Origin of the sequence: Pseudomonas sp. Hp2 (genome assembly GCF_006386585.1) — a bacterium.
In the GTDB taxonomy this organism is placed as follows: domain Bacteria; phylum Pseudomonadota; class Gammaproteobacteria; order Xanthomonadales; family Xanthomonadaceae; genus Pseudomonas_S; species Pseudomonas_S boreopolis.
Map to the genome: position 1 here is coordinate 1,056,469 of NZ_VAHJ01000001.1, position 23,332 is coordinate 1,079,800.

At 70.1% G+C, this 23,332-nt stretch carries 18 protein-coding genes; 8 read left to right on the forward strand and 10 right to left on the reverse strand.

The genetic code is table 11. From position 1 onward, the window contains the following. Positions 1-89: 89 nt before the first annotated feature. Together FD678_RS04380 and FD678_RS04385 are read right to left on the reverse strand one after the other, a co-directional pair. A complete protein-coding gene (locus FD678_RS04380) occupies positions 90-2,381 on the reverse strand; it encodes an NADP-dependent malic enzyme (protein WP_140719644.1) in 2,292 nt (763 codons plus the stop codon). Positions 2,382-2,571: 190 nt separating this feature from the next. Then, the gene (locus FD678_RS04385) at positions 2,572-3,900 is read right to left on the reverse strand and encodes a dicarboxylate/amino acid:cation symporter (RefSeq protein ID WP_140719646.1); all 1,329 of its coding nucleotides are present in this window, start codon (positions 3,898-3,900) and stop codon (positions 2,572-2,574) included. A gap of 248 nt (positions 3,901-4,148) precedes the next feature. On the opposite strand from FD678_RS04385, the gene FD678_RS04390 reads away from it, so the two are divergent. Further along, complete coding sequence (locus FD678_RS04390; RefSeq protein WP_140719648.1) at positions 4,149-5,318, forward strand: OprO/OprP family phosphate-selective porin; 1,170 nt, start codon at positions 4,149-4,151, stop codon at positions 5,316-5,318. Between the two features lie 390 nt (positions 5,319-5,708). After that, positions 5,709-8,369: a hybrid sensor histidine kinase/response regulator gene (locus FD678_RS04395; RefSeq protein ID WP_140719650.1), complete on the forward strand. Its 2,661-nt coding sequence runs from the start codon at positions 5,709-5,711 to the stop codon at positions 8,367-8,369. Positions 8,370-8,474: 105 nt separating this feature from the next. Here FD678_RS04395 and FD678_RS04400 read toward each other — a convergent pair whose 3' ends face one another. The 4 genes from FD678_RS04400 to FD678_RS04415 all read right to left on the reverse strand — a co-directional run bounded on the left by FD678_RS04400 (position 8,475) and on the right by FD678_RS04415 (position 12,495). Beyond that, complete coding sequence (locus FD678_RS04400) at positions 8,475-9,131, reverse strand: LuxR C-terminal-related transcriptional regulator (RefSeq protein ID WP_140719652.1); 657 nt, start codon at positions 9,129-9,131, stop codon at positions 8,475-8,477. Between the two features lie 166 nt (positions 9,132-9,297). Next, positions 9,298-10,332, reverse strand: coding sequence for an ABC transporter substrate-binding protein (locus FD678_RS04405; protein ID WP_218569486.1), 1,035 nt, complete (start codon positions 10,330-10,332; stop codon positions 9,298-9,300). A 98-nt stretch (positions 10,333-10,430) separates the two neighbouring features. Continuing rightward, on the reverse strand, positions 10,431-11,816 hold the full coding sequence (locus FD678_RS04410; protein WP_140719654.1) for a sensor histidine kinase: 1,386 nt from the start codon (positions 11,814-11,816) through the stop codon (positions 10,431-10,433). After that, the gene (locus FD678_RS04415; protein WP_140719656.1) at positions 11,800-12,495 is read right to left on the reverse strand and encodes a response regulator transcription factor; all 696 of its coding nucleotides are present in this window, start codon (positions 12,493-12,495) and stop codon (positions 11,800-11,802) included. Before FD678_RS04415 ends, FD678_RS04410 begins: the two co-directional genes overlap by 17 nt. A gap of 420 nt (positions 12,496-12,915) precedes the next feature. Here FD678_RS04415 and FD678_RS04420 point away from each other — a divergent pair, with 420 nt between their 5' ends. The 3 genes from FD678_RS04420 (at position 12,916) to phbB (ending at position 16,353) form a co-directional block, all read left to right on the forward strand. Then, on the forward strand, positions 12,916-14,112 hold the full coding sequence (locus FD678_RS04420; RefSeq protein WP_177497559.1) for an OprO/OprP family phosphate-selective porin: 1,197 nt from the start codon (positions 12,916-12,918) through the stop codon (positions 14,110-14,112). A 127-nt stretch (positions 14,113-14,239) separates the two neighbouring features. Next, a complete protein-coding gene (locus tag FD678_RS04425; protein WP_140719658.1) occupies positions 14,240-15,565 on the forward strand; it encodes a CitMHS family transporter in 1,326 nt (441 codons plus the stop codon). Between the two features lie 47 nt (positions 15,566-15,612). Beyond that, on the forward strand, positions 15,613-16,353 hold the full coding sequence (gene phbB / locus FD678_RS04430; protein ID WP_140719660.1) for an acetoacetyl-CoA reductase: 741 nt from the start codon (positions 15,613-15,615) through the stop codon (positions 16,351-16,353). Between the two features lie 45 nt (positions 16,354-16,398). Here the strand turns inward: phbB and FD678_RS04435 are convergent, their stop codons facing one another. The 3 genes from FD678_RS04435 to FD678_RS04445 all read right to left on the reverse strand — a co-directional run bounded on the left by FD678_RS04435 (position 16,399) and on the right by FD678_RS04445 (position 19,756). Continuing rightward, positions 16,399-17,664, reverse strand: coding sequence for a flavohemoglobin expression-modulating QEGLA motif protein (locus tag FD678_RS04435; protein ID WP_140719662.1), 1,266 nt, complete (start codon positions 17,662-17,664; stop codon positions 16,399-16,401). 4 nt (positions 17,665-17,668) lie between these two features. Continuing rightward, the gene (gene rsgA, locus FD678_RS04440) at positions 17,669-18,766 is read right to left on the reverse strand and encodes a ribosome small subunit-dependent GTPase A (RefSeq protein ID WP_140719664.1); all 1,098 of its coding nucleotides are present in this window, start codon (positions 18,764-18,766) and stop codon (positions 17,669-17,671) included. Between the two features lie 234 nt (positions 18,767-19,000). Beyond that, entirely contained in the window at positions 19,001-19,756 is a 756-nt protein-coding gene (locus tag FD678_RS04445) for a glycosyltransferase family 2 protein (protein WP_218569487.1), read from the reverse strand. A gap of 165 nt (positions 19,757-19,921) precedes the next feature. On the opposite strand from FD678_RS04445, the gene FD678_RS04450 reads away from it, so the two are divergent. Both FD678_RS04450 and FD678_RS04455 read left to right on the forward strand, forming a co-directional pair. Further along, the gene (locus FD678_RS04450) at positions 19,922-20,800 is read left to right on the forward strand and encodes a glycosyltransferase family 2 protein (RefSeq protein ID WP_140719669.1); all 879 of its coding nucleotides are present in this window, start codon (positions 19,922-19,924) and stop codon (positions 20,798-20,800) included. A 155-nt stretch (positions 20,801-20,955) separates the two neighbouring features. Then, on the forward strand, positions 20,956-22,227 hold the full coding sequence (locus FD678_RS04455) for a pyridoxal phosphate-dependent aminotransferase (RefSeq protein WP_140719672.1): 1,272 nt from the start codon (positions 20,956-20,958) through the stop codon (positions 22,225-22,227). 46 nt (positions 22,228-22,273) lie between these two features. Here the strand turns inward: FD678_RS04455 and FD678_RS04460 are convergent, their stop codons facing one another. Next, a complete protein-coding gene (locus FD678_RS04460) occupies positions 22,274-22,606 on the reverse strand; it encodes a DMT family transporter (protein WP_140719674.1) in 333 nt (110 codons plus the stop codon). Positions 22,607-22,705: 99 nt separating this feature from the next. On the opposite strand from FD678_RS04460, the gene FD678_RS04465 reads away from it, so the two are divergent. Then, positions 22,706-23,314 (forward strand): SGNH/GDSL hydrolase family protein, encoded by a 609-nt coding sequence (locus FD678_RS04465; RefSeq protein WP_140719676.1) that lies wholly within the window; start codon positions 22,706-22,708, stop codon positions 23,312-23,314. The last annotated feature ends 18 nt before the right edge of the window (positions 23,315-23,332 follow it).

Genomic DNA, 23,332 nt, shown 5'->3' on the forward strand with positions numbered 1-23,332 from the left:
AGGTAGGTCCGATCCCAATCGCAAGGACGTAGGCGCCAAGCAACCCAGCCCCTCCTTCGTGGGAAAGAAGGGACTGGCCGGGATCCGGATCAGCCGACCTTCTCGCCTTCCAGCTGCTTGCGGATCTGCGCGTCCACCGCGGCGATGGCGGTCATGTTCATCACGCGGCGCGAGGTGGCGCTGGTGGTGAGGATGTGCACCGGCTTGGAGATGCCCATCAGGATCGGGCCGATCGCCACGCCGTCGGTGAACACGCGCACGAGGTTGTAGGCGATGTTGGCCGCCTCGAGGTTCGGCAGCACGAACAGGTTGGCGCGGCCCTTGAGGGTGCTGTTGGGCATGATCTGCTTGCGCAGCGCCTCGTCCCAGGCGGTGTCGCCCTGCATCTCGCCATCGATGTTGAGCTTGGGGTTGCGCTTGAGCAGCAGTTCGCGCACCTGGCGCATCTTCAGCGCGTCGCGCGAGTCGTGGCTGCCGAAGTTGCTGTGCGACAGCAGCGCGATCGCCGGTTCGATGCCGAACAGCTTGAGCCGGTAGGCCGCCTGCAGCGTGGCCTCGGCGATCTGCTCGGCGCTCGGGTCCTCGTGCACGTGGGTGTCGACGAAGAAGAACGCGCCCTGCTGGTTGATCACGCCGGTCATCGCCGAGGTCGAGCTGACGCGCGGTTCCAGCGGGATCACGCTGCGCGCGTAGCCGAGCTTCTTGTGGAAGCGGCCGACCACGCCGGACAGCATCGCGTCGGCCTCGCCGCGCGCGACCATCACCGCGGCGATCAGGGTCGGGCGCGAGCGCATCAGTTCCTTGGCGGCGCTGACGGTGACGCCGCGGCGCTCGGTCAGCGCGTGGTAGTACTGCCAGTAGTCGTTGAAGCGCGGGTCGTCGTGGATGTTGGTGATCTCGAAATCGATGCCGGGCTTCATGCGCAGGCCCATGCGCTTGATGCGCGCCTCGATCACGTCGGGGCGGCCGATCAGGATCGGGTACGCCAGGTCCTCGTCCAGCACGTTCTGCACCGCGCGCAGGATCACCTCCTCCTCGCCCTCGGCGTAGACCACGCGCTGCTTGTCGGCGCGGGCGCGGTCGTAGACCGGCTTCATCATCAGGCTGGTGCGGTAGACGAACTGGCTGAGGCGGTCGCGATAGGCCGCCATGTCGGCGATCGGGCGCGAGGCCACGCCGGAGTCCATGGCGGCCTGCGCCACCGCCGAGGACAGCTCGACCAGCAGGCGCGGGTCGAGCGGGCGCGGGATAAGATAGTCCGGGCCGAAGCTCGGGGTCTCGCCGCCGTAGGCGGTGCCCAGGTCGGAGGCCTCGCGCCGGGCCAGCGCGGCGATCGCCTTCACGCAGGCGATCTTCATCTCCTCGTTGATCGTGGTCGCGCCCACGTCGAGCGCGCCGCGGAACAGGTAGGGGAAGCACAGGACGTTGTTGACCTGGTTCGGGTAGTCCGAACGGCCGGTGCCGATGATCGCGTCCGGGCGCACGGCCTTGGCCGCTTCCGGCATGATCTCCGGGGTCGGATTGGCCAGCGCGAAGATCACCGGGTTGGGCGCCATCGTGGCGACCATCTCGGGCGTCAGGATGCCGGCCGCGGACAGGCCGAGGAAGATGTCGGCGCCCTCGACGATCTCGGCCAGCGTGCGCTTGTCGGTCTCGCGCGCGTAGCGGGCCTTTTCCGGGTCCAGGTCGGTACGGCCGGTGTGGATCACGCCGTCGCGGTCGTAGGCGAGGATGTTCTCGGGCTTCAGGCCCAGCGCCACCAGCATGTTGACGCAGGAGATGCCGGCCGCGCCCATGCCGGTGGTGGCCAGCTTGACCTCCTCGATCTTCTTGCCTGTCACTTCCATCGCGTTGAGCACGGCCGCGCCGACGATGATCGCGGTGCCGTGCTGGTCGTCGTGGAACACCGGGATGTTCATGCGCTCGCGCAGCTTGCGCTCGACGATGAAGCACTCCGGCGCCTTGATGTCTTCCAGGTTGATGCCGCCGAAGGTCGGCTCCAGGCTGGCGATGATGTCGACCAGCTTGTCCGGGTCCTGCTCGTCGATCTCGATGTCGAACACGTCGATGCCGGCGAACTTCTGGAACAGCACGCCCTTGCCCTCCATCACCGGCTTGCCGGCGAGCGGACCGATGTTGCCCAGGCCCAGCACCGCGGTGCCGTTGGAGATCACCGCCACCAGGTTGCCGCGCGCGGTCAGTTCGCTGGCCTGCTGCGGGTCCTCGACGATGGCCTGGCAGGCGAACGCCACGCCGGGCGAGTACGCCAGCGACAGGTCGCGCTGGGTGAGCATCGGCTTGGTCGCGGTGACCTTGATCTTGCCGGCGGGCGCCTGGCGGTGGTAGTCGAGGGCGGCCTGTTTGAATTCGTCGTTGGACATCGGGAGATGGATCGCTGAATGGGCGCGGGAACGGGGATTCTACCCCCACCCCGCCGGATGGACCTGTCGCTCGGCTGTCGCGTGCCCGTCCGCCGGGCCCCTGCGGGCGGCGTGCGAGCGCCCGCGGCCTCGCGCCAGAGAAAAAACCCGCGCCATCGGAATGGCGCGGGTTCGGTGGGAACGGACGGGATCAGCGCGCGACGACGGGCTCGGCGTCCAGCGCGGGCGGCGGCACTTCGCCGTCGAGCACGCTGCGCAGGCGGTCGCGGTCCAGCGCGCCCTCCCAGCGCGACACCACCACGGTGGCCACGGCATTGCCGATGAAGTTGGTCAGCGAGCGGCACTCGCTCATGAAGCGGTCCACGCCCAGGATCAGCGCCATGCCGGCCACCGGCACTTCCGGCACCACCGCCAGGGTGGCGGCCAGGGTGATGAAGCCGGCGCCGGTCACGCCGGCCGCGCCCTTGGAGCTGAGCATCGCCACCAGCAGCAGCGCGATCTGGTGCCCCAGGGTCAGTTCGGTGTTGGTGGCCTGGGCGATGAACAGCGCGGCCAGGGTCATGTAGATGTTGGTGCCGTCCAGGTTGAACGAGTAGCCGGTCGGGACCACCAGGCCCACCACCGACTTGCCGCAGCCGGCCTTCTCCATCTTCTCCATCAGCGACGGCAGCGCCGACTCGGACGAGGACGTGCCCAGCACCAGCAGCAGTTCCGCCTTCAGGTAGCGGATCAGCTTGACCACCGAGAAGCCGCTCATCCGGCAGACCGCGCCCAGGATCACCAGCACGAACAGCAGCGAGGTCACGTAGAACGAGCCCACCAGCCAGGCCAGGTTGACCAGCGACTCCACGCCGTACTTGCCGATGGTGAAGGCGATCGCGCCGAACGCGCCGATCGGGGCGGCCTTCATCAGGATGTGGACCAAACGGAACACCGGGGCGGTCAGCGCCTCCAGGAACGACAGCACCGGTCGCCCGCGCTCGCCCACCAGCGCCAGCGCCACGCCGAACAGCACCGCCACGAACAGCACCTGCAGGATGTTGTCACCGACGAAGGGGCTGACCAGCGTCTTCGGGATGATGTCCATCACGAAGCCGACCAGGGTCAGCTCGTGCGACTTCTCCACGTAGCTGTGCACGGCGCTCTGGTCCAGGTCGGCCGCATTGATGTTCATGCCGGCGCCGGGCTGCACCACGTGCGCCACGATCATGCCCACGACCAGCGCCAGCGTGGAGAAGAACAGGAAGTAGATCATCGCCTTGGCGAACACGCGCCCCACCGTCCGCAGGTGAGTCATGCCGGCGATGCCGGTGACGATGGTGAGGAAGATCACCGGGGCGATGATCATCTTGACCAGCTTGATGAACGCGTCGCCCAGCGGCTTGAGCTTCTCGGCGAAGGCCGGCTCGAAGTGGCCCAGCACCGCGCCCAGCACGATCGCGACGATCACCTGGAAGTACAGCTGGCGGTAGAAGGGCACGTGGGCCGGGGGCGTATGGACGGGAGTGCTGACGTGCATGGCGAGGGCTCCGGCTGTGACACGGCCGTGTCCGGCGGACACGGCTGAGGGGCACTTTTTATCCGAGCCTCGCGCCGGTGCGGATAACCTATTGGTACTAGCCGGCCGCCATCCCCCGCCGCGGTCGCGTAGGCTCCCAGTCCTTGCCGGAGCGGCGGGCCCGGACATTCCGCCGCACGACGGCGACGGATGCCCGCCCACGGCAGGCCCCCACGGCCCCTAACCGACCGCCCATACCGAGAATTTCCATGCGCCCGACTACGCTCTTCACCGCCCTGTGCCTGGCCGTTGCCCCCGCCGCCGCCAGCGCCGCGGACCTCGAGAACTGGCCGACCAAGTACACCTTCAGCGATGGCACGGAGCTGGCCGGCACGCTGAACTTCGCCTACGACTACAACGATTTCTCCGGGGACAGCCGCCTGGAGGACGACGACGGCATGCGCCGCCGCGAGTTCGGCGCGACCCTGAAGAAGAAGGGCGTCTACGACGCGATGGTCTACTTCGACTTCGAGGCCAAGACCTGGCTCGACGTGTTCTTCCGCTTCGAGACCAAGGCGCTGCTGGGCAAGGACTACGGCCGCGTCCGCCTGGGCTACATGAAGACCCCGGTCGGCCTGGATGCGGTGACCAGTTCGCGCGCGACCAGCTTCATGGAGGTGGGCCTGCCGACGCAGGCGATCTACGAGGGCCGCCGCACCGGCGTGGAATGGGTGCTGGAGCGCCCGCAGTACCTGCTGCAGGTCGGCGCCTACGGCGGCAAGGACCTGCAGGGCGACAACCCGGGCACCACCCAGGCGGTGCGCGCGGTCTGGACCCCGTTCAAGGCCCCGGGCGACGTGCTGCACCTGGGCATTGCCGCCTCGGTCGAGAACCCGCGCGGCTACCACAACGGCCTGGACGTCAGCTTCCCGCCCAGCGCGCGCGTGCGCGCCCGCCCGGAAGCCGGCCTGACCGACGTGCGCCTGGTCGACTCGGGCACGCTGCGCTTCGTCGACCAGATCCAGCGCGTGGGCCTGGAGCAGATCTGGATCCACGGCCCGTTCTCGGTCCAGAGCGAAGCCCTGCAGATGAAGGTCACCCGCGAGAACGGCCTGCCCGACTACACCGCCAACGGCGGCTACGTGTACGGCAGCTGGATCGTGACCGGCGAGTCGCGGCCGTACGCCGGCGGCGCGGTCGCCAACGTCAAGCCCGAGCACGATTACGGCGCGGTCGAACTGCTGGCCCGCTACAGCACGCTGGACCTCAACGACGCCGGCATCCAGGGCGGCCGCCAGAACGCCTGGACGCTGGGCGCCAACTGGTACCTGACCAGCCATTTCAAGTTCCAGGCCAACTACGTCAAGGCCGACGTGAAGCGCGCCGGCGTCGAGACCAAGCCGGACATCGTCGAACTGCGCGCGCAGGTGATGTTCTGATCCTGGCTTGAAGCCCCTCTCCCCATGGGACGATAGGGCACGGCACGCGCGCCATGGCGCGCGTGCCCTGGAGCGCCCGGCGCACTGTGCCGGGCGGGGCGCGAAGCGGGGGCTGGGCTGAGGGTACGGGGCGAAGCCGTGCCTCCGGATCCCGCGGCGACGAATCGCTGAACGCGTCGCCGCGCGCCGATATGGCAAATGATCCAAAGGTGCGCTGTGCGATGGTTCGCCTTGGCTGGCGCGTGGCGACGCGTCTTCCTTCCCTGAGGCGCGGCTTCGCCCGTGCCCTCGCCCGGTGCTTCGCGCCAGGCCACGCGCACGCGAGCCGACAGCTCGCAAGCGGCACGCCTTCTCCCCCAACGCGGGAGGGAAGTCGCCGATAATCCCCGCATGTACTCCCCCCACCAACGCCGACGCCTGCTGCTGACCCTGCTGGTGGTCGTCGGCGGCATGGTCCTGGCCGCGGTCAGCGCCGACGTGCTGGTGGAACGGCGCGCGCTGCAGGAGGAAAGCGCCACCGTGCGCCGGCAGCTCGACCTGTACGCGCAGGCCTTGCAGCAGCGCATCGATCGCTACCGCACCTTGCCGCAGATCCTGGCGATGGACCCGGAGCTGCGCGAGGCGGTATCGCGGCCGCTGGAAGCGGACGACGTGGAGCGGCTCAACCTCAAGCTGGAACGCGCCAACGCCGTCACCCAGTCGTCCACGCTGACCTTGATCGACCGCCGCGGCATCGCCCTGGCGGCCAGCAACTGGCGCGAGCCGCGCAGCAACGTCGGCTGGGACTACAGCTTCCGCCCGTACGTGCAGCAGGCCCTGGCGCAAGGCAGCGGCAGCTTCTACGGGATCGGCATGACCACCAACGAGCCCGGCTACTTCCTGTCGCAGGCGATCGTGGACGAGCACGGGACGGTGCGCGGCATCGTGGCGATCAAGATCGCGCTCGCGGCCTTGGAACGCGAGTGGCTGCAGACGCAGGACGTGGTGCTGGCCTCGGACGCGCACGGCGTGGTGTTCCTCGCCAGCCGCAACGAATGGCGCTACCGGGTGCTGGCGCCGCTGAGCGAGCAGGACCGCCGCGAGCTGGATCAGACCCGCCAGTACCTGGACCAGCTGCTGCTGCCGCTGCGCTACCGGCGGCTGGAACGGACCGCCGACGGCGGCGTGCTCGCGCGCGTGGACCAGCCGGAGCTGCCCGGCCGCATCCTCTGGCAGACCCTGGAGCTGCCGGAAAGCCATTGGCGCCTGCACCTGCTGCACGACACCCGCGCCAGCAGCGCGGCCGGCCGCGGCGCCGCGCTCACCGCGGCCGGGCTGTGGCTCGCGCTGTCGCTGCTGGTGTTGTACGTCCAGCAACGGCGCCGGCTGGCCGCCCTGCGCCAGCGCAGCCGGCAGGAGCTGGAAGTGGTGCTGCAACAGCACGCGCGCGAGCTGCGCACGGCGCAGGACGGCATCGTGCAGGCCGCGCAGCAGGCCGACACCGGGCTGAGCCGCAGCCTGGAACACCTGCCGCAGGGCGTGGTGATCATCGACGCCGACCTCAACCTGGTCGCATGGAACTCGCGCTACGTCGACCTGTTCCGCTTCCCGCCGGAGCTGGTGAAGGTGGGCCGGCCGATCGAGGACCTGTTCCGCTACAACGCGCGCCGCGGCCTGCTCGGCCCGGGGCCGATCGAGGAGGCGATCCAGCGCCGCCTCAACCACCTGCGCAGCGGCAAGCCGCACATGCGCGAGAGCGAGAAGGACGACGGCACGGTGCTGGAGATCCGCGGCAATCCGTTGCCGGACGGCGGCTTCGTCACCAGCTACGCGGACATCACCAGCTACAAGAACGCCGCGCGCGAACTGCGCTCGCTGGCCGATGCGCTCGAGCACCGCATCGAGGAACGCACGCGCGACCTGGAAGCGGCCAAGCGCGAGGCGGAGGCGGCGAACCGCTACAAGACCCGCTTCGTCGCCTCCGCCGTGCACGACCTGCTGCAACCGCTCAACGCCGCGCGGATGTTCGTCTCCGCGCTGCGCGCGCGCCTGCGCGACGACGACAGCCGCCAGGTCGCCGACCATATCGAGAACGCGCTCAGCGCCCAGGACGCGATCCTCAACAGCCTGCTCGACATCTCGCGGATGGAATCGGGCCAGTTGCAGACGCGGGTGCGCGATTTCGCGCTGCAGCCGCTGCTGGACGCCCTGCTGCGCGAGTTCGGGATCATCGCCGAGAGCCATGGCCTGGTGCTGGAAGGCGTGCCGACCCGCGCGGTCGTGCGCAGCGACGAGGGCCTGCTGCGCCGCATCCTGCAGAACTTCCTGTCCAACGCGATCCGCTACACCCCGCGCGGCCGCCTGCTGCTCGGCTGCCGCCGCGAGGCCGGCCACCTGCGGATCGAGGTGCACGACCAGGGCCCGGGCATCCCGGACAGCCTGCAGCGCGAGATCTTCGAGGAGTTCCGCCGCCTGGACGATGCGCGCGCCGACGACCGCGGCGCCGGGCTCGGGCTGGCGATCGTCGAACGCATCGGCCGCCTGCTCGGCCACCGCATCGGCCTGCGCTCGCGGCTGGGCCGCGGCAGCGTGTTCTCCGTGAGCGTGCCGCTGGGGGACCCGGCCGCCGTGCAGCGGGCCGAGGCGCCCGCGCCGGCGCTGGTCGATGCCAACGGCGACTCGCCGCTGCAGGGTTGCAGCGTCTGGTGCGTGGACGACGACCCGCGCGTATGCGAAGCCACCCGCGCCCTGCTGGAACGCTGGGGTTGCCGGGTCGGTTTCGCCGGCGGGCCGCAGGAAGCGCTGGAACTTGCCTCCCCCGGCCAGGCGCCGCAATTGCTGCTGCTGGACGTGCGCATGGGCGCATTCGAGGGCCCGCAGGTGGCCGGCGCCCTGCACGAACGCTGGGGCAGCACGCCGCCGGTGATCCTGGTCACCGCCGAGCGCGACGACGCCCTGCGCGCGCTGGCCGCCGGAAACGGGTGGGGATTCCTGTCGAAACCGGTGCGCCCGGCCGCGCTGCGCGCCTTGATGAGCCAGGTGCTTTTGAAGGCTGTGATTCGTGATTCGTGATTCGTGATTGGTGATTCGTAGGAGCGGCTTCAGCCGCGATCGGGGCCTTACCAGGGAAAACCTGACCACGGCTGAAGCCGCTCCTGCGCTTTTGCGAATCACCAATCACGAATCACGAATATCGCCACCCTCGCCTTCCGGCTCCAATCCCTTCACCAGGACCGCCGCCTGCGTGCGGCTATAGCAGTCCAGCTTCTTCAGGATCGCGGTGACGTGCACTTTCACCGTGTTCTCCGCCAATCCCAGTTCGTGCGCGATTTGCTTGTTGAGCAGGCCGTCGGCCAGGCACAACAGCACCCGGAACTGCTGCGGCGTCAGCTGCGCCAGTTTCGCGGCCAGCTGCGCATCGGCCTCCGAACGCTCCGCCGCCATCGGCGGGAACCAGTTGCCGCCGTCCAGTACCGCCGCCACCGCCTCGCCGATCTGCTCGGCCGGCGCCGACTTGGGGATGAAACCGGCCGCGCCGAACTGTTGCGCGCGCCGGATTACCCGCGGGTGGTCGTTCGAGGAAATCACCACCACCGGGATGTCCGGGTGCTCACCGCGCACGTGCAGCAGCGCCGAGAAGCCGCGCGCGCCCGGCATCGCCAGGTCGAGCAGCACCAGCTCGGCCTCGGGGTGGGCCTGCAGCGCGGCGCCCAGCGTGGTGGCGCTGGAAGCCTCGACCACCGCGGCCTGCGGCAGGCTGCCGCGCAGCACGTGGATCACCGCGGCGCGGAACAGCGGGTGGTCGTCGGCGACGATGAGGCAGGGACTGGACATGCGCGCAAGTCTGGCACGCGCATGGCCGGGCGCAAAACCTATGCCCTGGTGCCTCGGGCGGGGTGGGGAGCTTTTCCCTTCTCCCTCCTGGGGCAAGGCGTGTTGCCTGCGAACCATCGGTGCGCACACGTCTGGACGCCTGGCGCGCCAGGGGAGAGCGGCTTTCTTAAGGGCCGGCGGTCGCCGACTGCCTGACGCTGCTGCGCCAGGCATCGAGGAATTGCTGGCGCTTGAGCGCGTCCAGGTACACCAGCAGGCCGGGGCCGAGCGCGATGGGCCGGAACGGCGGCGCGGTGCGCGCCGGTGCCGACACGATCGGCGCCAGCCGGGCCTCGCGCGCCAGCACTTGCTGGCCGCGCGGCGACAGCAGGTAGTCCAGGAAACGGCGGGCCTCGGCCACGTGCGGCGCGCGGCGCGGAATCACGGCGGTGCGCAGGGCGACCAGCGTGTAATCCTCCGGCTGCACGATCGCCAAGGGGGCGCCGGCATCGATGCGCGCCTGCGCATAGGAGCCGAGCACGTTGTAGGCCAGCACCAGCTCGCCCTGCGCGACCTTGTCCAGCAGCACGCCGGTCCGTTCCTCCAGGTGCACCTGGTTGTCGCCGAGCGCGGCCAGCAAGGCGCCGGCGATGCTGCCGAGCTGCGCGTCCTGGGTCGCGAACAGGTAGCCCACGCCGCTGCGCTCGACATCGTACGTGCCGACCTTCCCGCGCAGCGGCATGGCCGGGTCGCGCAGCAGCGCCAGCAGCTCGCGGCGCGTATGCGGCACCTTCGCCGCAGGCAAGCGCCGGGTGTTGTAGACGATCGCCACCGGCTCGTAGCTGATCGCGAAGATCTCGTTGCGCCAGCGCGCCCACTGCGGCAGCGCCTCGGTCTGCGGCGAGCGATGCTCGAGCGCGTGGCCATCGTTCACCAGCTTGGTCTGCAGGTCCATGCTCGCGCTGATCAGCAGGTCCGCGCCGGCCGCGCCGGCCTGCGGATGCAGGTAGCGGTCGTACATGTCCCAGGCGATCACGTCCTCGTAGACCACCTCGGTGCCCGGATGCAGGCGCTGGTAGTCGGCGATCACCGCGGCGAACACCTCGATGTCGGTCGATCCCTGGATGCGCAGCTGCGCGGTTGCCGGCCCCTGCGCCGGAAAGCGCTTCACGTCGCCCGGGTTGGCGAACGCTTGCAGGCAGCAGGCCAGCAACAGCAGCAAGGGCCACCGATACCATCCTGGCTTTCCCGGAGATGGCCGGACCATCGCCCCCGCCAGTACGGGAACCCTGCGCCCTTCGCGCGTACTCGTTGTATGGCTCATGCGTGCACCCGCGGGAATCGCAGCGTGGCGACGAGGCCGCCGCCGACGCGGTTGGAAAGATCGATGCGGCCGCCATGGCTCTCGACGATGCGCTTGACGATCGCCAGGCCCAGGCCGGCACCACCGGAAGGGGCATGCTCGCCGCGCACGAAGCGCTCGAACACGCGCTCGGCCTCCGCGGCGGGAATGCCGGGGCCATGGTCGGCCACGGCCAGCACGCACTCGCGTTCGTCGCTGGTCAACGCGAGCTGCAAGGGCGCGCCGCCACCGTACTTGCAGGCGTTGTCGATCAGGTTCTTCAACGCCTCGCGCAACAGCAGCGCATCGCCATGCACGCGCGCCGGCTGCGGATCGATGGCCAATTGCACCCGCGGCGCGCCGCCGCTGCGCGGGATCGCCTCGTGCAGCGCCTGGTGCACGAGCTCGGCCAGGTCCACCGTTTCGAAGCGTTGCAGTTGCGAGCGGTGGATGGCGCTGGCGTCGCTGAGCAGCTGGTTGAGCAGGCGGCTCATGTGGCTGGCGTTGCGCTCGATCGCCTCCAGGCTGCGGCGCAGTTCGCGCGGATCGTCCTCGTCCAGCGCCAGCTGCGCCTGCGCGCGCAACGCCGCCAACGGCGTGCGCATCTGGTGCGCGGCTTCGGCCATGAACGCGCGCAGGGTCTCGTTGCTGCCGGCGAGGCGCTCCATGAAGCGGTTCAGCGCGCCGACCATGTGCGCCATCTCGCGCGGCGGCGCCACCACGAGCGGCTTGAGATCGGATGGTTCGCGGCGCGACAGGTCGCTCTCGATCCGTCGCAGCGGCCGCAGCGCGCGATGCACGCCGAGCCCGACCAGGGCCAGCGAGAGCGCCGTCAGCACCGCGATCGCCAGCAGCGCGTTGACCACCACCGCGCGGGCCAGCGCGTCGCGCGCGCGCCTGGTCTGGCCGACCTGCACGCGCACCTCCGCCTGCCCGGCCGCAGAGGACACCAGCCGCGCGACCACCACGAAGCGCACGCGCTCGCCGCTGTAGTCGGCGTCGAACAGTTGCGGCGAGGCGCCGGCGACCGGCGCGCGCGGAGGCGCCGGCAGGTCGCCGTAGCCGGTGATCGTGCCGCCGCGAAGGTCGTAGACGCGATAGAACACGCGGTCGTCCGGCGCCATCGCCAGCAGGTCCAGCGCGGCGTACGGCAGGTCCACCTGCCAGTGCCCGCCGGCCAGCGCGACGCTGTCGAGGATCGACAGCGCCGAGGACACCAGCAGGTGGTCGTAGGAACGGTTGGCGGCGCGCTCGCCGTACGCGCGCGCGCCGAAGAACAGCACCACCGCCCCGAGCGCGGACAGCAGCCCGAGGTACAGCCACAGGGTGCGACGGATCGAACCGCCGTCAGCCGGCCGTTCCATCGTCCGTCCCGGCCTCGATGGCCTCCAGCAGATAGCCGGTGCCGCGCACGGTGACGATGCGCAGCGGCGCGCCGGCCAGCTTCTTGCGCAGCCGCGCGACATACAGTTCGATCGCGTTCGGCCCGGCCTCGTCGTCGAAACCGAACAGGCCGTTGCCGATCTCGTCCTTGCCGACCACCTGGCCGAGCCGGCCGATCAGGATCTCCAGCAGGCGGTACTCGCGGTTGGGCAGGTCCAGCACCTCGCCATCGAGGCTCACGCGGTGCGCGGCGTTGTCGAACTGGAACCCGCCGATCTGCACCACTTCGCTGGCCTGGCCGCGGTTGCGCCGCAGCAGCACGCGGCAGCGGGCTTCGAACTCGCGGAAATCGAACGGCTTGCCGAGGTAGTCGTCGGCGCCCACGTCCAGGGCCTGCACGCGATCCTCGATGCCGTCGCGCGCGGTCAGCATCAGCACCGGCGTGGTATCGCCGCGTTCGCGCATGCCCTGCAGGACCCGCAGCCCGTCCATCCGCGGCAGCCCGATATCGAGCACCACCAGGTCGAAACTTTGGTAGCGCAGCACGCCGGCCGCGGCCATGCCGTCGTTCTGCCAGTCCACCGCATGCCCGCTGCGACGCATGCGCCGCACGATGGCGTCGGCGAGGTCGGGATTGTCTTCTACCAGCAGGATGCGCATCGGGAGGGATCTTAAGCGGGATTCGGGATTCGGGATTCGGGATTCGGGATTCGGGATTCGGGATTCGGGATTCGGGATTCGGGATTCGGGATTCGGGAAAAGCATCTTTGCCTGGCCTTGGCTGTCAAGCGATTTGATGCTTTCCCTGCCGTTTTTTGGGCTTCTTTGTGGGAATGGCCTCGGCATGCCGAGGCCGTCCAGTCCCGACAGCAGGCCGGCAAAGCCCGTCGGGACTGAAGTCCCTCCCGCGACAACGCCAATCCGGAGTGGGCTTGCCGCTTCGCCGGATCCCGGGCTCCCGGTCCCGAGGCATCTTCGACAGGTGGATGACAGCTTTGCCCGCCTAGTCTCCCGGTACGGCCACCCCGCCACGGGGATGGCCCTGGAACAACGCGCCATCACGCGCACCTGGGAGGGTACGTGCATCACCACACACTGCGCCTGCGCGGTCCGCTGGCCTGCGCGCTGGCGTTCGCCGCCGGCACCGCCACCGCCGCCGAATGGGCCGACGGCAACGTCACCGCCGAGCTCGGCGGTCGCATCCACTGGGACTTCGCCCGCTTCGACAACGACGACCGCGGCGCGCCGAACCGCAACGACACCGAATTCCGGCGCGTGTGGCTGGACGTATCCGGCAAGTTCTACGGCTTCGGCTACAAGTTCGAAGGCGACTTCGCCGGATTGCAGGACGAGCCGGGCAGCAAGGGCATCGAGGCCAAGGACGTCTACATCACCCGCAGCTTCGATCGCGGCGTGCTGACCATCGGCCAGTTCAAGCAGTACTTCACCTTGGACGACCGCACCGGCTCCAACTATGGCCAGTTCCTGGAACGCGGCGGCGCGGCCAGCACGCTGGCGCCGCTGTACCGCAAGGCCGTGTCCTGGCAGGCCGCAGGCAAGGACTACACCTGGGCGGCCAGCGTCTACAGCCTGGAAAGCATCGACGTTTCCGACACCAAGGGCGGCGCCTTCGGCGGCCGCGCGACCTGGGCACCCGGCGCGCGCGAGGGCGACGTGCTGCACCTGGGCCTGTCGCTGGCGCACGAGCGCTACGACCATCCCGGCAGCGACGGCGCGGCGGTGCTGAGCATCCGCCCGCGCCCGGCCGGGCACCTTTCCGACAACAGCCGGCTGACCCTGGCGCGCTTCGCCGACGGCCGCGACACCGACGTGGACAAGTGGTCGCTGGAGTACGCGCAGGTGCGCGGCCCGCTGTCCTGGCAGGGCGAGTACAGCGGCGGCCTGTTCGACGACGGCGCGCAGCGCGCCCGCGTGCAGGCGGCCTACGGCTTCGTCAGCTGGTTCGTCACCGGCGAATCGCGCGCCTACGACCGCAAGACCGGGCGTTTCGGCCGGGTCAAGGCGCTCAACCACGATGCCGGCGCGTTCGAACTGGCGCTGCGCTACGACCGCATGTGGGGCGAGCAGCACCGCATCGGCGGCGCCGACCTGATCGACGCCTCCACCGCCTCGTGGACGCTCGGCGCGAACTGGTACCTCAAGCCGAACCTGCGGCTGATGCTGGACCTGATCGACAGCCGCAACCGCGACCACCTGGCCGGCACCACGCTCGACCACACCCGCGCGGTGACCGGGCGCTTCCACTACGACTTCTGACAGGCCCGCTCCTGTGGGAATGACTTCATTCCCGATGGGACTTCCCGGGAAGCGCCGGGATTGAAGTCCCTCCCGCAAGACGCCCCCTACAGAAGCCCTCCCTCCCCCGCATTACCGAGGAACTCCCATGCTGACCGTGCTCGGCTTCGGAATGGTCATCACCTTCATGTACCTGATCATGAGCAAGCGGCTCTCGCCGCTGGTCGCGCTGATCGTGGTGCCGATCGTGTTCGCGCTGGCCGGCGGCTTCGGCTCCGGCATCAACGAGATGATGCTGGAAGGCATCAAGAAGATCGCGCCGACCGGCGTGATGCTGATGTTCGCCATCCTCTACTTCGGCGTGATGATCGATGCCGGCCTGTTCGACCCGCTGGTGCGGCGCATCCTGCGCATCGTCAAGGGCGACCCGATGAAGATCGTGATGGGCACGGCGATCCTCGCCCTGCTGATCTCGCTCGACGGCGACGGCTCGACCACCTACATGATCACGGTGTCGGCGATGCTGCCGCTGTACCGCCGGCTGGGCATGAACGCGCTCAACATGACCTGCGTGACCATCCTCGCCGGCGGCGTGATGAACCTGACGCCCTGGGGCGGCCCCACCGCGCGCGCCGCCACCGCGCTGCACGTCGATCCCGCCGACGTGTTCATCCCGCTGGTCCCGGCGATGGCGCTGTCGATCGCCGGCATCCTGCTGCTGGCCTGGTACCTGGGCCTGAAGGAACGCGCGCGCCTGGGCGTGGTGCAGTTGCCCGGCGACAACTGGCTCGACGCCAGCGTGTCCGACGATGGCGATGCGCTGCCGCGCGTGGAGGACGCCGAGGACACCAAGCGGCCGAAGCTGCTGTGGGTCAATTTCGCGCTGACGCTGGCGCTGATGACCGCGCTGGTGATCGGCGTGCTGCCGATGCCGGTGCTGTTCATGATCGGCTTCGCGCTGGCGCTGGTGATCAACTACCCGAACCTGGCCGAGCAGCGCCGTCGCCTGGTCAACCATGCCGGCAACGTGCTGGCCGTGGTGTCGCTGATCTTCGCCGCCGGCATCTTCACCGGCATCCTCTCCAACACCGGCATGGTCGAGGCGATGTCGCGCAGCTTCCTGGCGGTGATCCCGGAAAGCTGGGGTCCTTACCTCGCGGTGATCACCGCGATCGCCAGCATGCCGTTCACCTTCTTCATGTCCAACGACGCGTTCTACTTCGGCGTGCTGCCGATCCTGTCCGAGGCCGCCGGCCACTACGGCATAACCCCGGTCGAGATGGCGCGCGCCTCGCTGGCCGGCCAGCCGGTGCACCTGCTCAGCCCGCTGGTGCCGTCCACCTACCTGCTGTGCGGCCTGGCCAAGGTCGATTTCGCCGACCACCAGCGCTTCACCCTGAAATGGGCGGTGCTGATCTCGCTGCTGCTGATGGCCGGCAGCCTGTTGTTCGCGCTGTACCCGCTCGCGGCCTGAGCCCTCCCCCCACTGTCCGCCCGCGTCCACTCCCGAGGAACGACACCATGACCCTCCGCATCGCCTACGTCACCAGCGGCATGGGCAGCATCGGCACCGCGATCTGCCAGAAGCTCGCCCGCAACGGCCATACCGTGGTCGCCGGCTGCGGCCCGAACTCGCCGCGCAAGGCCGCCTGGCTGCGCGAGCAGCGCGAGCTCGGCTTCGACTTCATCGCCTCCGAAGGCAACGCCGCCGACTGGGAGTCCACCGTGGCCGCCTTCGACAAGGTGCGCGCGGAGGTCGGCGAGATCGACGTGCTGGTCAACAACGCCGGCGGCAGTCGCGACATGCTGTTCCGGCAGATGAACCGCGAGGACTGGCGGGCGGTGATCGCCAGCAACCTCGACTCGCTGTTCAACATCACCAAGCAGGTGATCGACGGCATGGCCGCGCGCGGCTGGGGCCGCATCGTCAACATCGGCTCGGTCAGCGCGCACAAAGGGCAGATCGGCCAGGTCAACTACGCCACCGCCAAGGCGGCGATGCACGGCTTCACCCGCGCACTGGCGCAGGAGGTGGCGATGCGCGGGGTGACCGTCAACACGATCTCGCCCGGCTACATCGCCAGCGCTTCCATCAGCAGCTTCCCGCCGGACGTGCTCGACCGGCTCGCCAGCTCGGTGCCGGTGCGCAGGCTCGGCAAGGCCGAGGAAGTGGCCGGCCTGTGCGCATGGCTGGTGTCCGACGAGGCCGCCTACGTGACCGGCGCCGACTATGCGGTCAACGGCGGGCTGTACATGGGATGAGCCTCCGGGACCGGGATGCCTCCCGAAGGGGACGCGCCGGAGGGCTCAACCGGCCTCGTCCTCGCCGGGCAAGCGTCCCAACCGGTCCATCCTGATCCGGTTGGCGAACAGCGAGAACGCCAGCATCCCCGCCAATCCGCTGGTGCGCAGCACCCAGCGCGGCAGCCACCGCGGCGGCGCCAATACGCCCGCGTCGAACAACGGCGCGAACGGCTCAACGTCCTCCAGGGCCATCTTGCCGGCGAACAGCCAACGGCACAGCGGCAAGCGGTCGCGCTGCAGCGCCTGGCGGAAGAACGTGTGCACCGCCACCAACCCGCGCAGGTACACCGTGTCCTTGCAGAAGGCCGCGCCGCCCCCGGTCGGCACGCCGCGGAACACCCGCTGCGCCGACGCGAAACTCTCGGCCTCGCTCTGTCCCGCGTCGAGGAAATAGCGGAACACCTCGACGAAGTCCGCACCCTCGCGCGCCCGCGCGATCGCTTCGATGCGCAGGCTGATCCGCTTCAGCCGCTCGATATCGATGCTGCCGGTGATCTGCTCGGCGAAGGTCGCCAGCCCCTCCTGGGTCGCGGTCACGCGCGGCGACGACAACGCCAGGCTCGGCAGGTTCGCCTGCTCGCGCCCGTTGAGCCCGGTCAGCGAGTGCACCAGCGCCTCGTGGTGGAACAACTGCGCACGGTCGTAGTCGCCGAAGCTGGCGCCGCTGCGCAAGCGGATGCGCTCCGGGCCGGCCGCGGCCTTGGCGATCAGCTCCGGGTCCAGCTCGACCGCGATCACGCGCCCTTCGAAGAAATCGTCCAGGTCGTTCTGCAGTTGCAGGGCCAGCGCGGTCGCCGATACCGGCACCTGCTCCTCAGGCGCCAGCAGCTCGCGATCCAGCTCCTGCGCGATCTGGATGAAATGCCGCGCCGCCTCGCGCGTGGTCGGGCCCTCGCCCGGCATCGGGTCGTCGGGCACGCCGAACAGCCGTTCGGAATGGCGCGCCGCCTGCACGGTCCCGAGCGACTCCAGCAACGCCGCGGCCAGGTCCCAGCTGCGCACGGACTCGCGCAGGTAGTGGCCGAGCGGGTGTTGCGGATCGGCCGCCGCGGCGATCGCCTCCAGCTCGCGGCGGGCATCGGCGAAATCCAGCCGCGGGTACGCCACCTGCGGTGGCCTGGGCGCACCGCGCGCGACGCTCTCCAGGAACGGCGCCTGCAACGACGCCGGCCAGCTGGTCAGGCTGAGCAGCTTGATCCCGCGCACCGCGCGCACCAACCGCGCATCGAGCGCCGCGTGATGCGCGACGGCGCGGTCGGTCCCGGTCATCATCTCAACGCCGTCCACGCCGTCCGCCGGAGCGCTTGTCGGAGGGCTTGCCGGGCGCCTTCGCGGCCGCATTCTGCGCCAGCCGCACCGCCAGCTTGCCGGCGGCTCCGGCGACCTCGTCGCGCAGCTTCAGGTAGTTCGCCAGCCGCGCCGGGTCGAGCCGGCCCGCCTCGATCGCCGCGCGCACCGCGCAGCCGGGCTCGCTGCGATGCGAGCAATCGCGGAAGCGGCACTGCGCCGCCAGCGCCTCGATGTCGGCGAAGCCGCCCTCGGCCAGGTCTTCCTCGCCGGTCGGCTTCAGCTCGCGCATGCCCGGCGTGTCGATCAGGCAGGCGCCGTCCGGCAGCGCGATCAACGCACGGTGCGTGGTGGTGTGGCGGCCGCGCGAATCGCTCTCGCGCACCTCGCCGGTGCGCATCTTCTCCACGCCGAGCAAGGTGTTGGTCAGGGTCGACTTGCCGGCGCCGGACGATCCCACCAGCACCGCGGTGCGGCCCGGCCCGAGCCAGGCCTGCAGCGCGCTCACGCTGTGCGGATCCTTGGCGTTGACGGCGCGCACCGGCACGTCCTGCGCCGCCAGGTCGATCAGTGCCGCCACCGCGCCGGGCACATCGGCATTGCGGTCGGCCTTGGTCAGCACCACCACCGGCTCGGCGCCGCCGCTGCCGACCAGCAGGCGGTAGCGCTCGATCCGGCGCGGATTGAAGTCGTCGTCCAGCCCGCAGACGATGAACACCGTATCGATGTTGGCCGCGATCACCTGCTGGTGGTAATGCTCGCCGGCCGCGCCGCGCTTGATCGCGCTCCGCCGCGGCAGCAGCGCGACGATCCGGGATCCCTCCATCAATACCCAGTCGCCGACCGCGGCACGCTCATGCGAAGGGAAGCGCGGCAACTGCCACTGCGGGAGCGACTCGGCCTTGATCGCCGCATCGACCCGATCGGCGACCACGTAGCCGGAGCGATGCTGCTCGACCACCCGTGCCGGCAACGCCTGCGGATGCGCCTCGAACAGCGCCTGCCAATCCGGGTCCTCGGCCGTGCCAATCCAGGGCCAGCCGATCCGGCGCAGTTCGGGGTAGTCGGGAGAAGCATCGGTCATGGCGGGGATTCTACGGGTCCGCCGCCCGGAGGCGAGCGAGCCTGGGCTGGAATCCGCCCCTTGGACGCGACGCCCAGCGAGGCGAGCACCGATAGAGGGATGGCGCAGGCTGGATGGGGCGAGGAAGTCGCCAGGCCCGGCTTCGCGGGACGGCGGCAGGGAGACGGCGCCGCGGCGAAAGGGCCGCGCGAACGCGCCGCGCCTCGGCGGGAGGCGCCGCACGCCACGCGCGAATCATGTACCCGGACCGTTCCCCCCATCCCCCGCCTGCAATCCCCACAACCGGATCGCCTTCTGGCGCGCGGTGAACGCGGTCACGTACGCATAGACCAATCCCGCTCGCCCATCCAGAAAGCCGCCGCGCAGCAGATAACCCCGCCAGAACCGCCATGCCGGCGCCAGCACCAGCTTGCTCCAGGACGCGCGCTTGCCGCGCGCATGCGCATGCTCGGCCATCATCTGCGCATAGCGCCGGCCCTTGTCGAGCTGGTGCTCGAACGAACGGAACGGCAGGTGCAGCAGGTCGCCCGGCAACGTGGCCACCGGCCCGTCCACGCTGGCGCTCTCGTGCACCTCGCGTTCGCCCCGCCAACCGCCGCGGCGGCGGTCGAACAGCCGCAACTTGCGGTCCGGATAGGCATTGCCGTGGCGCAGCCAGCGGCCGAAGTACCACGACCTGCGCGCGAAACGGTAGCCGGCCGCGCGTGCGAAGCCGGCCGCGCGCTCGGCCAGGATCGCCTCGCGCAGCACCGCGTCGATGCGCTCGTCGGCGTCCACGCACAGCACCCAGTCGTGCGCGGCCTGCTCGACCGCGAACTGTTTCTGGCTGCGGAATCCGTCGAACGGCCGCACCAGCACGCGCGCGCCCATGCGCTCGGCGATATCCCGCGTGGCGTCTCCCGACCCGGAATCGACCACCACGATCTCGTCGCAGAACGCCAGCGAAGCCAGGCAATCGGCGATGCGATCGGCCTCGTCGCGGGTGATCACGGTCGCGGAAATCGGCGTGGGGTCATGTGCGCGTAACGGCATTGTCGCGATGGCTCGTCAGAGTGCCCTGCGGCACGGGCATGGGGATGCCCGCGCACTGTATCGCCGCCATGTTTCCGTTCGTGGCGGCCACCCGCCGCGACCGCCTTCCGCCGAGCCTCCGCCATGCCGAACGTGCCCGCCGCCACCATCGTGTTCACCACCTACAACCAGCCCGCGTGGCTGGAGAAGGTGCTGCTCGGCTTCGCCGCGCAGAGCCGGCTCGACTTCGAGGTGATCGTGGCCGACGACGGCAGCGGCGAGGAAACGCGGGCCACGATCGAACGACTGCGGCCCGGCCTGCCGTACCCGGTGCTGCACCTGTGGCAGCCGGACCGCGGCTTCCGCAAGTGCGAGGCGCTGAACCGCGCGATCGTCGCCAGCAACGCCGATTACCTGATCTTCACCGATGGCGACTGCATCCCGCGCCGCGACTTCGTCGCCACCCACCTGCGCCTGCGCGAACCCGGGCGCTTCCTGTCCGGCGGCTACCACAAGCTGCCGATGGACACGAGCCGCGCGATCGGCGCGCAGGACATCGCCAGCGGCCGCTGCTTCGACGTGCGCTGGCTGCGGGAGCGCGGCATGCGGGCCTCGCGGCGCGATCTCAAGCTGTCCGCCGGGCCGCGGCTGGGCTGGCTGCTCGACCTGGTGAGCCCGGCTCGCGCCAGCTGGAACGGGCACGGCGCCTCCGGCTGGAAGCACGACCTGCTGGCGGTGAACGGCTTCGACGAACGCATGCGCTACGGCGGCCAGGACCGCGAATTCGGCGAGCGCCTGGCCAACGCCGGCGTCCGCGGCAAGCGCATCCGCCACCGCACCGTGGCCCTGCATCTGGACCATCCGCGCGGCTACGCCACCGCGGAGAGCATCGCCTTCAACCGCCAGCTGCGCGCGCAGACCCGGCGCAGCCGCCGCACCTGGACCGAGCACGGGATCGAGAAGCGGCTCGAACCGGCGACGCTGCCGCCCCAATTGGCTTTTTCCCCGAGCAGCGCGTCCTGACGGCCCGGGAACGGCCCCGGGCCGCGCACGCCCAGGCCGGCTCCGGGGCCCCGGCTATTGGCCGAACGTGGTTGCAACTGCAAGGAAAACCGCCATTCAGTCCCGGCGCATTTCCGCTACCATGCCGGTTCCACGCCAAGACGGCCCCCACCTCCATGTCCGCCCCGAAAAAGCCGCTCGCCACCCGCGCACGCCTGTCCGAAGTCCGCTACGAGATCCGGGGCGAACTGGCGCGGCGAGCCCGGGAGCTGGAGGCCCAGGGCCACAAGCTGGTCAAGCTCAACATCGGCAATCCCGGCAACTTCGGTTTCCGCGCGCCCGAGCACCTGCAGCGCGCGATCGCCGACGACATGGGCCGCACCGACCCGTACACCCACCAGCAGGGCCTGCCGGTGGCGCGCGAGGCGATCGCCGCGGCCTACGCCAAGCGCCAGCACCCGGATGCCCATCCGGACCGCATCTTCGTCGGCAACGGCGTGTCCGAGCTGATCGACCTGTCGCTGCGCGCCCTGCTCAACCCGGGCGACGAAGTGCTGGTGCCCTCGCCTGACTACCCGCTGTGGTCGGCCGCGACCATCCTCAACGACGGCCGCCCGGTGTTCTACAGCTGCCTGCCGGAGAACGGCTTCCTGCCCGACCCGGTGCAGATCGAGACCCTGGTCTCGCAGCGCACCCGCGCGATCGTGCTGATCAACCCGAACAACCCCAGCGGCGCCAGCTACTCGCGCGAACTGCTGGAGAAGATCGTCGCCATCGCGCGCAAGCACGACCTGCTGCTGATGGTCGACGAGATCTACGACCAGATCCTCTACGACGGGGCGCGGTTCCAGCCGGTCGCGCCGCTGGCCGGCGACGTGCCGTGCATCACCTACGGCGGCCTGAGCAAGGTGCACCGCGCCTGCGGCTGGCGCGTGGGCTGGGCGCTGCTGTCCGGCGACATCGCCCGCATCGGCGACCTGCGCAACGCGATGGACCTGCTCGGCGCGCTGCGCCTGTGCGCCAACGTGCCGGGCCAGTACGCGATCGAGGCCGCGGTCAACGGACCGGACACGATCACCGCGCTGTGCTCGCCGGGCGGGCGCCTGTACGAGACCCGCCGCGCGGTGATCGAGGCCTGCGCCGCCAGCGAGCACCTGTCGCTGGTCGCCCCGGCCGGCGCGCTGTACGCGTTCCCGTCGGTGGTCGGCCATGCCGCGCGCGGCTTCGACGACCACGAGTTCGCACTCGAGCTGATGAACGAGGAAGGCGTGCTGGTGGTGCCCGGCTCGAGCTTCAACGTGCCCTACCGCAACCATTTCCGGGTGACCCTGCTGCCGGAGCCGGCGGTGATGCGCGACGTGTTCGCGCGCATCGACCGCGCCCTGTCGCGCCGCGCCGAGGCCAACACCAAGGTCGTGCCGCTCAAGCGCAAGCAGTCGGCGGCCTGAGCCCGGTCCCGTTCGCAGGCCCAGGAAGGAGCCGCCAGGCCGCGGCTCAATGCGCGCCGGCCTTGGAGAACAGGTTCATCACCAGCACGCCGGCGACGATCAGCGCCATGCCGGCGAGCGCCGGCAGGTCCAGCTTCTGCCCGTAGGCCAGCCAGCCGATCAACGCGACCAGGACGATGCCCAGCCCCGACCAGATCGCGTAGGCGACGCCGACCGGGATCGTCTTCAGGGTCAGCGACAACAGGTAGAAGGCGGCCGCGTACCCGGCCACCACCACGATCGACGGCAGCGGATTGCGGAAGCCATCGCTGGCCTTGAGCGAACTAGTCGCCACCACTTCGGCCAGGATCGCGCCTCCCAGCAGCAGCCACTGTTTCATCGCAAGCCTCCTCGGTGGACGAATGCCGCGATTGTGTATGCTCGGCCTCCATCCCGTCAGCCTTGTCCGCGCCGCGCTTGCGCGCCGTTCCCGCCGAACATGAACCATCGCTACCTCGCCCTGGGCGACTCCTACACCATCGGCGAAGGCGTGCCGGAATCGGGCCGCTGGCCGGTGCAGTTGGCGCAGGCGCTACGCGCCCGCGGCATCGCGCTGGACGATCCGCAGATCGTCGCGACCACCGGCTGGACCACGGACGAGCTGGAAGCCGGCATCGATGCGGCCGCGCCGCAGGGGCCGTTCGGATTGGTGACGCTGCTGGTCGGCGTCAACAACCAGTACCGCGGCCGCCCGCTCGACGAGTACCGCGTCCAGTTCGCGGCGCTGCTCGAACGCGCCATCGCCTTCGCGGCCGGACGCCCGCAGCGCGTGCTGGTGCTGTCGATCCCGGACTGGGGCGTCACCCCGTTCGCGCGCGCGCAAGGCCGCGACGCGGCCCTGGTCGGGCGCGAGATCGATGCCTTCAACGCTGTCGCGCGCCAGGCCTGCGCCGGGCGCGGCGTCGCCTTCATCGACATCACGCCCTACAGCCGTGCGCACGGCGAGGAAGCGGACATGCTCGTCGACGACGCGCTGCATCCGTCCGCCGCGATGTACGCGGGCTGGACCGCGTTGACGCTGCCTGAAGCCGTGCGTGCCCTAAGCTGACCTCACCGCCGGCCCCGA